Origin of the sequence: Luteolibacter luteus (assembly GCF_012913485.1) — a bacterium.
GTDB lineage: Bacteria > Verrucomicrobiota > Verrucomicrobiia > Verrucomicrobiales > Akkermansiaceae > Haloferula > Haloferula lutea.
In genome coordinates, this window is record NZ_CP051774.1 from 5,434,982 (window position 1) to 5,447,661 (window position 12,680).

The 12,680-nt window shown below is 61.1% G+C and carries 13 protein-coding genes; 9 read left to right on the forward strand and 4 right to left on the reverse strand.

Translation table 11 applies throughout. From position 1 onward, the window contains the following. Positions 1 to 16: 16 nt before the first annotated feature. Together HHL09_RS22495 and HHL09_RS22500 are read right to left on the reverse strand one after the other, a co-directional pair. Positions 17 to 1,384, reverse strand: a complete 1,368-nt coding sequence (locus tag HHL09_RS22495; RefSeq protein WP_240963686.1) for a glycoside hydrolase family 183 protein — start codon at positions 1,382 to 1,384, stop codon at positions 17 to 19. A 69-nt stretch (positions 1,385 to 1,453) separates the two neighbouring features. After that, a complete protein-coding gene (locus HHL09_RS22500; RefSeq protein WP_240963687.1) occupies positions 1,454 to 2,533 on the reverse strand; it encodes a formylglycine-generating enzyme family protein in 1,080 nt (359 codons plus the stop codon). Between the two features lie 232 nt (positions 2,534 to 2,765). On the opposite strand from HHL09_RS22500, the gene HHL09_RS22505 reads away from it, so the two are divergent. The 8 genes from HHL09_RS22505 (at position 2,766) to HHL09_RS22540 (ending at position 9,424) form a co-directional block, all read left to right on the forward strand. After that, positions 2,766 to 4,082: an MFS transporter gene (locus tag HHL09_RS22505; RefSeq protein ID WP_169456923.1), complete on the forward strand. Its 1,317-nt coding sequence runs from the start codon at positions 2,766 to 2,768 to the stop codon at positions 4,080 to 4,082. 60 nt (positions 4,083 to 4,142) lie between these two features. Further along, the gene (hisA, locus tag HHL09_RS22510) at positions 4,143 to 4,904 is read left to right on the forward strand and encodes a phosphoribosylformimino-5-aminoimidazole carboxamide ribotide isomerase (protein WP_169456924.1); all 762 of its coding nucleotides are present in this window, start codon (positions 4,143 to 4,145) and stop codon (positions 4,902 to 4,904) included. Positions 4,905 to 4,949: 45 nt separating this feature from the next. Then, complete coding sequence (locus tag HHL09_RS22515; RefSeq protein WP_169456925.1) at positions 4,950 to 5,687, forward strand: hypothetical protein; 738 nt, start codon at positions 4,950 to 4,952, stop codon at positions 5,685 to 5,687. Beyond that, complete coding sequence (locus HHL09_RS22520; protein WP_169456926.1) at positions 5,684 to 6,496, forward strand: M90 family metallopeptidase; 813 nt, start codon at positions 5,684 to 5,686, stop codon at positions 6,494 to 6,496. Before HHL09_RS22515 ends, HHL09_RS22520 begins: the two co-directional genes overlap by 4 nt. A gap of 140 nt (positions 6,497 to 6,636) precedes the next feature. Continuing rightward, positions 6,637 to 7,824, forward strand: a complete 1,188-nt coding sequence (fabV, locus tag HHL09_RS22525) for an enoyl-ACP reductase FabV (RefSeq protein WP_169456927.1) — start codon at positions 6,637 to 6,639, stop codon at positions 7,822 to 7,824. A 16-nt stretch (positions 7,825 to 7,840) separates the two neighbouring features. Continuing rightward, positions 7,841 to 8,338 carry a DUF4190 domain-containing protein gene (locus HHL09_RS22530; RefSeq protein WP_169456928.1) on the forward strand — a complete coding sequence of 166 codons (498 nt, stop codon included), beginning with the start codon at positions 7,841 to 7,843 and terminating at the stop codon, positions 8,336 to 8,338. Between the two features lie 15 nt (positions 8,339 to 8,353). Beyond that, positions 8,354 to 9,016 carry a GYF domain-containing protein gene (locus HHL09_RS22535; protein WP_169456929.1) on the forward strand — a complete coding sequence of 221 codons (663 nt, stop codon included), beginning with the start codon at positions 8,354 to 8,356 and terminating at the stop codon, positions 9,014 to 9,016. A 3-nt stretch (positions 9,017 to 9,019) separates the two neighbouring features. Continuing rightward, positions 9,020 to 9,424, forward strand: coding sequence for a DUF2752 domain-containing protein (locus HHL09_RS22540; RefSeq protein ID WP_169456930.1), 405 nt, complete (start codon positions 9,020 to 9,022; stop codon positions 9,422 to 9,424). On the opposite strand, the gene HHL09_RS22545 is transcribed toward HHL09_RS22540, so the two are convergent. Continuing rightward, positions 9,402 to 10,007 (reverse strand): riboflavin synthase, encoded by a 606-nt coding sequence (locus HHL09_RS22545; RefSeq protein WP_169456931.1) that lies wholly within the window; start codon positions 10,005 to 10,007, stop codon positions 9,402 to 9,404. The genes HHL09_RS22540 and HHL09_RS22545 overlap by 23 nt on opposite strands. A 7-nt stretch (positions 10,008 to 10,014) precedes the next feature. Then, positions 10,015 to 11,604, reverse strand: a complete 1,590-nt coding sequence (locus HHL09_RS22550; protein WP_205760915.1) for a putative Na+/H+ antiporter — start codon at positions 11,602 to 11,604, stop codon at positions 10,015 to 10,017. Between the two features lie 86 nt (positions 11,605 to 11,690). On the opposite strand from HHL09_RS22550, the gene HHL09_RS22555 reads away from it, so the two are divergent. Then, on the forward strand, positions 11,691 to 12,605 hold the full coding sequence (locus HHL09_RS22555) for a thioredoxin fold domain-containing protein (protein ID WP_169456932.1): 915 nt from the start codon (positions 11,691 to 11,693) through the stop codon (positions 12,603 to 12,605). The last annotated feature ends 75 nt before the right edge of the window (positions 12,606 to 12,680 follow it).

Here is a 12,680-nt window from a genome sequence, read left to right on the forward strand (position 1 = left end):
ACCGGGGCCATGTGCCCTACTTCGCTCCCGCCAGCTTCGGGTCATCCAGATCCAACCGGTAAAGGATCTGGTTGTAATTGTACCGCGCCGTTGGCACCGGACGGTCCGCGAACTCTGCCGTATAGGTCCCCTCGAACACGATAAAGGGAGCCCCTTCCGGAGTGAGTTCCGCGTGGATCTTCGGGTTGTAGAAAGTATAGTTGTCGTGCGTCAGCACCTTTACCGCTTTGCCCCAAGGCCCCATCGGCGAATCCGCCTCGGCATACCAGATCTCGCCGAAGGTGGATGGCTTGCCATATTGTTGCGTGAAGATCGCCACCCAGCGCTTGCGGAAAGGGCTCCACACGACCGATCCACGATGCGGCTTCACCTCTGAACCATCCTCCGCGGAACGCGGAGCGGCGGCTTCTTCGATCTTCTCCCAAGTCTTCGGATCGCTCCATGATTCATAGGTGGCCTCGCAACGCGCTTCCGGGAAGGGATCCCCGAAAAGCAGCCACTTCTTCCCGGCGGGATCACTCCAAGCGAATGGATGTCCGCGCAGCAGCAGCGGTTTCTTGCCGTCTCCGTCTTTCCAGATGGCCTGAACCTTTTCAAAGGACTGCGCCTTCTCATCCCACCGGCACAGCCCCACCTCATACTCATCGAGGTGGCCCTTGATCTTCGAATAAAGCGCCACCAACTGGGGCTTGCCCTCCTTGTCCGGCACGCTTGCCATTCCACCAAGCCACGTCGGGCCATCGCCTGGCATCTTTGCCACGCCGCGCGGCTTGCCCTTGTCATCGCGAAAATGCGTGTAGGGCATCGCGATCGGCGGTTCGAATTTCTTCAGCGGTTGCAAGTCGGTGAGCGCGGCCGTCGAATCGAAGACCCCGAGGGGATAACCGGGCATGGTCGTATCGCCCCAGAGCCAGAAGAGCTTCGAGCCGTGCTTCGCCATCAATACCGAATCGCAGCCGAAGACCCCGCTTTCCGGAAGCGGTGCCTTGATCCCGAGCTTCCCGCTTTCCGCGAACATCCCGGCACCGGTCAAGCGGCCCAAGCGCTTAGCGACGTTCTTCCGCTCCACTTCGATCCGTAGCTTTCCACCCGCCTTGGGAGTCACACGCACGCCTTGGAAGCCGAAGCCGTCCTTCGCCACTTCATAACCGTGGCCCTTCACATGGAACCACACCTCACGGTCTAACAGGTCGGAGTCTTCCAGCGCGATCAGTCCCGCGTTGTCACTCACATAGCGCGCCTCATGTGTGGTCTTCAGCTCGACCAAAGGCACCGGCCAGCCGTTCTCCTTGTCCACGATCTCCACGCGGCAGGGTTCAACGGCAGAAGCCGCCCCTGCGAACAGGAGCCAGGGAAGGAGTTTGATATGGCGAACGGCGCTCATCGGGTTGTCCCTAAACGCAAGGGGCACCCGCGAGGCTATCAGCCATGACAAAGGAATTCCACCGATGTCTCAATCGCGCACGCAGCGGAAGCCGGTGTGATTGGTCGGGGACTCGCTATCCTGCGAGTGCCGCGCCGCCGGGCGGTAGCGCATGCAGTAGGACACGTGGCAGAGGAAAGAGCCGCCCTTCGTCACGCGGTGGACCTTGCCGTCATTCTTCTGGCCGGTGTCTCGGTTTACCCATTGCGCGGGGCCTTGGGGATTATCCGGATCGCACTCGGTGAAGTAATTCGGATCGTAGAGATCGTTGCATATTTCCCACACGTTCCCGGCCATGTCATAGAGGCCATAGGCATTTGGCGGAAAGGAACGTGCCGGAGCGGCTCCGGTGAAGCCGTCGTCGCCGGTGTTCTTGTTGGGAAACTCGCCTTGCCAAGTGTTCGCCATCCACTTGTCGCCTGGCTTCAGTTCGTCGCCCCAGCAGTAGATCTTGCCTTCCAGCCCGCCGCGCGCGGCGAATTCCCATTCGGCCTCGGTTGGCAGGCGCTTGTCCGCCCACTTGGCATAGGCGCTGGCATCCTCATAGGTCACGCAGACCACGGGGTAGTTCTCCTTGCCTTCGATCGAGCTGCCTTCGCCGGTGGGGTGCTGCCAGTTTGCCTTCGGGTCCCATCGCCACCACTCGATCGAGCGGCCGGGAATATTGGGATTGCCTTCGATGTGGGCATCCTCGCGGAAAACGATCGAGCCGTTCGCAAAGCCGCCCGGCGGCAAATTGGCGCGGGCTTCTTCGGGGAAATCCTCCGGCTTCACCTCGCGTTGGGCGAAGGTCACGTAGTTCGTGGCCTTTACGAAGGCGGCGAACTGGGCGTTCGTGACCTCCGTCTCGTCGATCCAGAAAGGCTTCACCGTCACCTTGTGGGAAGGGCCTTCCTCCGGAAATTCCTTGGGCCCGAATGGTGTCTGGAAGGCACCGTCGTGGCCCATCGTGTAGGAGCCGCCCTTCAACTTCACCATCCCGTCTTGTTTTTCCAAACCAGCCTCTTGGGCCGGGGCAGAGGGATTGGCTGCAGCGGCAGGGCTCTGGTCCTTGTCCTTTTCCTTCTGGCACGCAGGCAGCAGGGCGAGGACGACGAGAAATCGCTTCATCGGGCGCATTGGATTGATGGCAAAGTGGCGTGTTCAGTGCCCGCGGGCACGAAGTTTTTTCCGAGCCTCCTTTGCAAGGTCAACCGGGCCAAGGAAACCGCCGGATTCGCCGCCGGTTGCGGTGGAAATCGGTTCAGAGGGTTTGAAGCGGCCCCGACCGGATCCCGCGCAGCCCGACATTGCAATCAGGCCAGATCCAGCGAGCATGGCCGGGCCGTTAGGCCGCATTCACATGAATTTGTATCCGCTCAAGGGGCTGCCGCAGCAGAAGCAATTGTGGAGCTGGATCTCGTATGACGTGGCAAACCAGTCGTTCACCCTGATTGTGAACACGCTGCTCTTCTCCGTCTTCTTCACCGATGTGGTGGTGACCTCGAAGGGGAATGAGAACCAGCTCTGGTCGATCACCTTCGGCGCCAGCATGCTGCTGGCAGCTCTGGCATCCCCGATCGCCGGCGCGGCGGCGGACGAACGGGCCTGGAAAAAGGAAGGCCTGATCGTCACCGGCTTCATCTGCGCCATTTTCACCTGCCTGCTCGCCCTCATTCAGCCCGGCCAGGTTTGGCTGGCCATGCTGCTCTACATCCCGGCGAACTTCGCCTTCTCCGTGGGGGAGAACTTCCTCGCTAGCTTCCTGCCCAGCCTCGCGCGGCAGGATCAGGTCGGCAGGGTCAGCGGCTTTTCCTGGGGCTGCGCCTACGCGGCCGCCTTGTTCCTGCTCTGTGTCACCGCGGCAGCGATCGTCGGCTTCGGCCTGAAAGATCAGCCTCGTCCTTTCTTTGTCTTCGCTGGCGTCTGGTTCCTCGCCTTCATGATCCCGGTGATGCTCTGGTTGAAAGAGCCGGAGCTGAACCGCCCCGAACACCCGGGCAAGAACCTGCTCACCGTCGGCTTTGTCCGCCTCGGCGAGACCCTCCGCCATCTCAAAGGCTACCGCGATCTGGCCACGCTCCTGCTCGCCTCGCTCTTCTACGGCACCGGCATGAGCGTGGTGGTCTTCTTCGCCAGCAATCTCGCGAAGGAATACGGCTTCAAGGACGTGGAGCGGGTGATCTTCCTCGCGGTGATCACGGTTTCAGGAATCATCGGCACCATCATCCCCATGCTGTTCCAGGACCGCGTGGGTCACCGGCGTTCCACCGTCGTACTACTGGTCGTCTGGATCCTCGCGGCGGTCAGCTTCGCATTCTACGCCTACCGCCATGAGGTCTTTGTGGCGGCCGGCGGTGACCCGGAGGGCTTCATCAAATGGCCGCTGTGGGTCATCGGGAATCTTCTTGGCTTCGGTCTGGGCTCCCTCGGTTCCGCGAACCGCGCCTTTGTCGGCTACCTCGCACCGCCGGATCGCGCGGCGGAGGTCTTCGGCCTCTGGGGGATGATGTTCAAGCTGGCGGCGATCATGACCTTCCCCTTCGCCTATGCCCGCGACAAGCTGGGCACTCCGCAGGCCCTCGTGCTCCTGGCCGGCTTCCTCATCGTCGGCCTGATCCTCACCTTTCTGGTGAACGAAAAGCGCGGGCATGCCGCAGCCCAGAGCGGGGTCTTGTAGTCCTTTTGATGCCTTTCTGATGCTTGACGGACCGCTGGCAGCGCGGAGGCTCTCCCGCTCATGACTCAGTTCCGCCCGTGCATCGACCTCCACCAAGGAAAGGTAAAGCAGATCGTCGGCGGCACCTTGCGCGATGACGGCCCGGGTCCGCGGGAAAATTTCGTGGCCTCGGCCGGGGCAGGGGAGTTCGCGGGGATGTTCCGCGGCGACCAATTGACGGGCGGGCATGTGATCAAACTAGGCCCCGGCAATGACGAAGCGGCCAGGGAAGCCCTCGCCGCATGGCCCGGCGGCCTGCAGATCGGCGGCGGGATCCACTCGGGAAATGCCCGGGAGTGGCTCGATGCCGGTGCCTCTCACGTGATCGTGACCTCCTGGCTTTTTGAAGACGGACGTTTTTCCGAAGACCGCGTGAAGGAGTTGGTTGAAAAGATCGGCGCTTCCCGCCTGGTGATCGATCTTTCGTGCCGCCGCACCGCCCAAGGCTGGACCGTGGCCATGGACCGCTGGCAAACCCTCACCGATCTGGACGTCACGTCGGCCACGCTCGATCGTCTCGCCCCTTGGTGTGACGAATTTTTGATCCACGCTGCCGATGTCGAAGGCCTCTGCGGAGGAATCGATGGCGAGCTGGTTTCCATGCTCGGCGCATGGGGCGGTCGCCCCATGACCTATGCCGGGGGCGCGGCCTCCATGGCCGATGTGGAAAAGGTCCAGGTCCTCTCCGGCGGCACCGTGGACGTCACCGTTGGCTCCGCGCTGGATATCTTTGGCGGCAGCGGCGTTCGCTACGGGGAACTGGTGTCCTGGAACCGTCGCTGAATTTGGCTTTGAGATTTCCGAATCCCGCCCTGAAATGGGGCCGCGATGTCGAAGTCTCCCGACTTTCCTTACCTCCCCGCGCCCTTCGAACTTGAGCGTGAGTTGCTCGATCAGCTCAGCAACCATCCCGGCAACCAGCGCTGCGTGGTCGGGCGGGACGAACTGCTGCTGATCACCCACGATGTCCCGCGGGGCGGCACCCCCAGCCGGGACGCATTGGTCTTCTGGCGCCGGCAGGATGAAGTCTGGGTGGACTTTTCCGGTACCAAGGGCTTCCGCAAGCTCGGGGAATTGCTCGACCGCTACACCCGCGTCATCACCGAGCAGCAGACCCTTCTCGACCAAACCACCTCCGCTGCGGCGGTTTTCAAGTTGGCCCGTTCTGCCGGACCTCTCGCCCGCGCCGCGAAGAATCTCGCCACCGCCATCGATCAAACTCTCTCGAACGATGAGGACAACCGCGAGCTCCGCTCCTATCGCGATCGCGCCCGCGAGGTCGAGCGCGCTGCGGATCAGGCGAATCAGGATGCCCGCCTCGCCCTCGAATTCCAACAGGTCGAGCTCGTCGAAAAGCAGCAGCAGTCGATCGACAAGTTGACCCGCGTCGCCACGATGCTCGTCTTCCTGATGATTGCCGCGTTTCCCATCTTCATCTTTGGAGCGGTGGGCAGCATGAATGGCGGCCTGTCCCGAGTCTGGTTCTGGCTCTTCCTGATCGCAGGTCTCGGCGGGGGGGCTGGGCTCGTCTACTTCCTTATTCGTCGAATCGGGCTGCGGCCATGACCGGGCTGCTGATCCTGATCGGTGGTCTGGTCTGCGTGGGAGCTTTCGTCTTCTGGCATTCCCGGCGGGCGGAGAAGCTGCGCTCAAAGCTTCGCGAGAATCGTCTGGATGAAAGCCAGCGCGCCTTGGTGATCGCGAATTTCCCGCTTTGGGAAAAGGTTCCCGAGGATATTCGCGAAGATGCGGAGCGCTGGATGCAGGTCTTCCTCGCGGAGAAAAGCTTCGAGCCTTGTGGCGGCTTGGCGGAGGTCACCGAGGAAATGCGTCTCGCGATCGCGGCCCCTGCTTGCCTGCTCATCGCGCGCCGCCCGCAGGATTACTACGATAGGCTTCGTAGTATCCTCGTCTATCCGGATGCTTTCTCGGTGAAAGACGAGTGGGGTATCGAGGACATCCGCCTCGGCGAATCCTGGGGCACCGGCAGCGTGGTGCTTTCTTGGCAGACCGTGAAGCAGGGCGACCTCAATCCGGAGGACGGCCTCAATGTGGTGCTGCACGAATTCGCGCACCAGATCGATCAAGAGGACGGAGCCGCGGATGGCGTCCCGGAGTTTGAAGAGCTCACCGATTACGGCAAGTGGTCCGAGGCCTTCCTTCCTGCCTACGATGAGTTCTGCGAGCGGGTGAACGCCGGAAAACGGAGTGTACTGGATGATTACGGCGCGGAAAGCCCTGCGGAATTCTTCGCCGTCGCCACGGAGACCTTCTTCGAAAGGGCAAAGGGCCTGAAGCGCGAGGAGCCCGAGATCTATGCCGAGCTCGTGAAGTTCTACGGGATGGATCCGGGCGAGTGGGAGCGAGGTGAATGACCAATCATCTCCCGGGAAATCCTAGGGTTGCCTTTTTCCTGCGAAGTGCAACCTCGATCAATGATCGGGGGATTGATGATGAAGGATTTACCCCTGTGCTTGCCCTCCGCCGCGAAAGCCGTCAGAAAAGCCGGGCCGATATGATCATTTCGCCTAAGATCCGTGGATTCATCTGCACGACCGCCCATCCCGATGGCTGCGCCGCGCACGTTCAGGAGCAGATCGACTATGTGAAGTCGAAACCCGCGCTGGCCCACGGGCCGAAGAAGGTCCTCGTGATTGGTTCCTCCACTGGCTATGGCCTCGCCTCCCGCATCGTCCCGGCCTTCGGTGCCGGTGCCGCCACCATCGGCGTGTTCTTCGAAAAGGAAGGTGAAGAGAAGAAGACCGCCTCAGCCGGTTGGTACAACTCCGTGGCCTTCGAAGAAGCCGCAACGAAAGAAGGACTCTACGCAAAGAGCTTCAATGGCGATGCCTTCTCCAATGAAGTGAAGCAGCAGGTGATCGATGCCATCCGTGCCGATCTCGGCCAAGTGGACATGGTCATCTACAGCCTTGCTTCCCCGCGCCGTACCGATCCGGTCACCGGCGAGGTCTACAAGTCCGTGCTCAAGCCGACCGGCCAGACCTACACCAACAAGAATCTCAATACCGACAAGAAGGAGATCACCGAGGTCACCATCGAACCCGCGAACGAAGACGAGATTGCCCAGACGGTGAAGGTCATGGGTGGCGAGGACTGGAAGCTGTGGATCGATGCGCTTTCAGAAGCCGGCGTGCTCGCCGATGGCTTCAAGACCGTGGCCTACTCCTATATCGGGCCGGAATTGACTTGGGCGATCTATACCGATGGCACCATCGGCCGTGCCAAGGTTCACCTCGAAGAGACCGCTAAGGAGCTCAACGCCAGCTACGGTGCCAGCACCGCAGTGGTGTCCGTGAACAAGGCCTTGGTTACGCAGGCCAGTTCCGCGATCCCGGTGGTTCCGCTTTATATCTCCATCCTCTACAAGCTCATGAAGGCGAAGGGTACACACGAGGGCTGTATCGAGCAGATCCAGCGTCTCTTCGCCGATCACTACGATGCTCCCGGCGGACCGAAGCTTGATGAGAAAGGCCGTATCCGCATCGACGACTGGGAGATGAACCCGGAGATCCAAGCCGAAGTGGAGAAGATCTGGGCGACGGTCAGCACGGAAACCATCGACGAAGTCTCCGACTTCGAAGGCTATCAGAAAGAATTCTATCGTCTCTTCGGTTTCGGACTGAAGGGGATCGACTATGATGCGGACGCGGATCCCGTTCGCCCGATGCCGAGCCAAGCCTAATCATCCTCACTGAACCATGCCACAGTGGTACTACGGATCAGCGGCGGGCCAGTCCGGTCCTGTCGAGGAACACGAGATCCGCGCCTTGATTGCCGCCGGAACCGTCGTGCCGGAGACCTTGGTATGGCGGGATGGCATGAAGGACTGGACTCCCATGCGGGCGGTTCCGGAATTTTCGGGCCAGCCATTGGCGGCTTACCCCGCGCCCTATCATGCCCCCTTTTCGGGTGCTCCTGGTTATCCGGTGATTCCCGTGATCCCGAACAGTGGCTTGGCGATCGCCAGCATGGTCTGCGGGATCGTGGGCATCTGCACCTGCTACTTCGCGATCTTTCTGGGAATCCCTGCCGTGATCTGCGGCCATATGGCCCTTTCCCAGATCAATAACAGCCAGTTACCCATGGGAGGCAGGGGTATGGCCATTGCCGGGCTCGTATTGGGCTATCTGGAGATCCTCATCACAGTGGGATTTGGCATTTTTTTAGGAATCGCCATCGCGACAGGTAATCCCTAACTCTTCTCGAACTGCATGAACTGGTACTACGCAACGAATGGCACCCAGAAGGGCCCTGTCCCGACGGAAGACCTGAAATCCCGCATCGCCATGGGAGAGGTTTCCGCTACCGACCTCGCATGGCGGGAGGGCATGGCCGACTGGATGCCGGTAGGTAGTATCGCCGAGCTGAAGCCCGCCGAACCGGAACCACGCGTCGAAGCCGCGCCTCCGGTGTCCGGTATTCCGTCCGCTCCTGCTTCCCATGTTCCGGCCGCTTCTCCTGCTCCTCAACCATACTCTCCGCCGGGCGCTCCTGCTGGCACGGTGCTGGCCCCGCCCTCGCAAGGCTTGGCCATTGCTTCCATGATCTGCGGTATCATCGCCCTGATCTTCTGTTGCGGCTGGGTCATCGCTTTGCCTTTGGCCATCGTGGCCATCGTGCTTGGCCATATCGCGATCTCGAAGGTGAACGCCAATCCCCAGCGATACACCGGCAAGGGCTTGGCCCGCACCGGTCTGATCACCGGCTACCTCGGCTTGGTAGGTGCGATCGTCATGGCCGTCGTGGCCATGCAGTTCCAAGGTCTGAGCGAGGCCGAGGTGCAAGAAAAGATCGTCAACTGGTTCCCGAAGGACATGCAGCAGCAGATGCGGGAGCAGATTGAAAAAGAGCAGCAGAAGCGGCAGGCGCCGTAACTCATGAGAAGAATCCGGCGCCCTTGGACATGGCTCGCAGTAGCCGGGGCGCTGGGGTTTCTCGGGCTGCGCTTTTTGTGGACCGGATGGTCCACGGCCTCGCCGTCATGTGTCATCCGCCGCTTCACCGGGCTTCAATGTCCGGGCTGCGGCGGGACGCGCTGCGCCGTCCGCTTGCTGGATGGCGATATCGCCGGTGCAATCGCCATGAATCCGCTGGTGGTGTTGCTTGCCGCGCTTGGCACCATCTGGATCGGCTATGGCGTCTTTCGGGAATGGAAAGGCGAGCCTCGGCCTCTGCCCTTGCTCCCTTCATGGGTGGCATGGAGCCTTGCGATCGTCGTGATTGGCTTCGGCGTGGTGCGGAACTTGCCTTGGTGGCCCTTCACGCTCCTCGTGCCGCACTGAAGCCTTCCATCAGCTTTGCCACGTGCTTGGCTAGCAAATCCGCCTCCAGGTTCACGCGGGCTCCCGCTTTCAACGCGGGAAGATGGGTCGCCTGAAAAGTATGCGGCGTGATCCAGAACCGCGCCTTGCCTTCCGAAAGCTCGGCGATCGTCAGCGAGATTCCGTCAACGCAGAGTGAGCCCTTGTCGATGCACAAGCGCTCGATCTCCGGTGGCAAGGCGACATCGAAGATGTGATCCTGCCCCTGTGCCTCCAGCGCGACCACGCTGCCCGTGGCATCCACGTGGCCTTGGACGAAGTGGCCGCCGAAACGATCACCGACCTGCAGCGCGCGCTCCAGATTCACGATCGAATCTTTCTCCAGATCTCCCAGCGAAGTGACGGCCAAGGTTTGGGCCAGAAGGTCGAAGCTCGCGCCCTGCTCATCCATCGCCGCCACGGTCAGGCAGCAGCCGTTCACCGCTACGGACTCTCCCATCTCCAGTTCCCCCGCGAAAGGGATCTCCAGGGAAAGACGGGCTTGAGCGCCGAGCCGTTCAAGGGAACGGACACGGCCGGTGGTTTCGACGAGACCGGTAAACATGGTGTTGTCAGGGGTTCGGATGGCTCTCTCCGGGCGCGACGTAACCGCGCTCCTTCTCCGGGGCAAACATTTCGTCGATGCCCTTGTCCGGAAAGTAGAACATGCACAGCGCGACGATGATCGTGGGAATCAGCGCGCCGGTCAGCAGCTTCAGGGGCGAGACGCCTTCGCCGAAGAAACGTCCCAGCAAAGCTTGGCCGGCGGGATTCGGCGCGTTGGCGATCACCGTGAGGCCGCCGCCGGTGACCGCGCCGGCGAGCACCGCATACTTGAGTTGCGCGGGTAGCCCCTCCACTTGGCTGGCAAGGAAAGTGATCGCCGCATTGTCGTTGAAAGAGGTCAGGATCGTCGAGCCGATGAAAAGCGCTCCCTTGCCGAGGCTGCTAATGATCGGGGCCAGCCACCAGCCTTGCAGGCCTCCGTGCACCACGAGTCCCGCGAGGAAGAAGCCGACAAGAATGGGTCCTCGCAATTGGATTGCCGTTTGGTGGTGGGCGGTGGCCTGCGAGAAGGCGAGGAAAAACAGGAAGCCCCCGATGAAGAGCGGGGGATAGTGGGCGAAGGCCACGGTCCATGCCATGAAGCCGAGGTGCGCGAGGGTGATGAAGAAGGGAATCGGCCGCGCTTTCTCCTTCAGGTCTCCGATGCCATCGCCATCATGATCACCCGCGCGTGTTCTCATCGCGACGAGTTCCTTCCGGAAGAAGAGATAATAAAGCGCCGTTGATGCCAGGATCGCGGTCACTGCCTTGTCGCCGTAGTGCAGCAGCATCTCCGTGGTGCTCAGTTTCCACTTCGCGGCGACCATTAGCACTGGCGGGGCGGCGAAGTTGGTGAGCACGCCTCCCACCGAGATATTCACGAAGAGCAGACCTAGCGTGGCATAGGCGAACTTCGCACTCGGACGGAGTTTGTAGAATTTCTTCGCCAGAAGCATCGCGCAAATGGTCATGGCGCCCGGCTCCGTGATGAAGGACCCGAGCAAAGGGCCGACGATGAGGATCGAGAGCCACCACGCTGCCGGTGAGTCTTTTCCGAAGCGGGCGAAGAAACCGAGGCAGTTCTCCGCAAAGCGCAGCACCGGCCGAGTGGAGGCCAGCGCCATGATGACCACCACGAAGAGGGGCTCGGTGAAATTGACCCCCATCAGATAGGATTTCGCCGCCGTGAGATCGTAGAACCATAGGATGGCCCCCAGCAGCGCGATCACCCAGATGCCGAAGATCGCCTCCACCTCACCGAGAAAGTGAAGGATCGTGGCCTTGAAGCTCACCGTCTCCTTGGCAGCCTCCTTTCCGATGCGTTTCTCATGTTCATGCTGAACCTTGTGGGCCAGCCGGGTGATCGGGATTGCGATGAAGGTATGCAGGATCGCCAGGATGAAGATGACGGTTGCGACGAGCAGGAAGGGTTGTGCCTTTGCCCGGTAGGCCAATTTCGCGCCGATGCCCTCGATTCCTGCACTTGCCTCCTCCTTCGGAAATTCCGCCATCTTGGTCAGGAATTCCGGAGCCGGCAGCTCGGCAGCGGAAGAAGGCAGCGCCATGAGGACGGTAAAAATCAGCGTGATGGCGAGGGTCCAGAGCTTGATGGGCATCGCTATGCATTTTCCCGCTGACACAAGACCTCGCAAGGCAAACCGGTTGGATTGCATCCCCGCCGGGAACTCTCTAGCGTCCCGCCATGAGATGGCAGTATCACCTTCCCGCGCTTGTGGCGGGCCTCCTGTTTACCGGTTGCGCCGGCAAAGGAGGGAGCAGTGCGGAAACCGGAGAAAATCCTTACAATATCCCCACCGGAGCACTGGCGGCGAATGCAGCCGAATTCGGCACACCGATCAAACGCGGTGAAAATCAGGCCGCGGCAGCCGAAGCCGCCGCCAAGGCGCTTGGCTACAATCCCGAAACGGATTTGGCTCACACCGATCCCGATAATCCGGACGCCGAATTGCCGGAACTTCAAGAGCTGATGGCCCAAGGCCCCAAGCAGGACAGCTGGCGGAGAAGCGAATCCGAGTCTCTCCGGGAATCCCGCCGCACCGGCAAGCCGATGCTGATTTGGTTCACGGACAGCTTGAATAGCTCCGCCAGCAAGACACTCAGTGACCAATTGCTTACCACCTCGGAGTTCCAAGACTGGGCGGAGGAAAATACGGTCCGTCTGGTGGTTGACCAGAATCAGGGCTCGAACATCGATGATGCGGTCCGCAAAAAAATCCACTCCCGGGAACTGAAGAAAAAATACAATGCCCGGGGCTATCCCACGCTAATGGTCGTCGCCCCATCCGGTGAGGTGATCGGACGCTACACCGGCTATCGTCGGGGGAAGGAGGACTTCATTTTCGGCCAGGTGAAGCAGGGTGTTCATGTGGCGGCGGAAAATCAGAAGGTATGGCGTAGTTCCTTGGAAAAGAAGGGCTACCGCGAGTGGTCCGACGTCAAGGGACGCAAGATTTTTGCCAAGTTGGGTGCCTATAAGGATGGCGAGTTGATTCTGGTGGAGCCGGATGGCACCCGCGCCCGGACCCAGGAGAAGCGCCTCTCTGCCGAGGACCGGGTCTGGATCCAACAGCAAAAGGAGGCTCGGGGGATTCACTAGCCAAGCTCCCCGGGCATTTCCCCGTCGCCTGCGGTTGACGGAGCGGCATTCCGACCGGAATACTCCCGCGCCCCG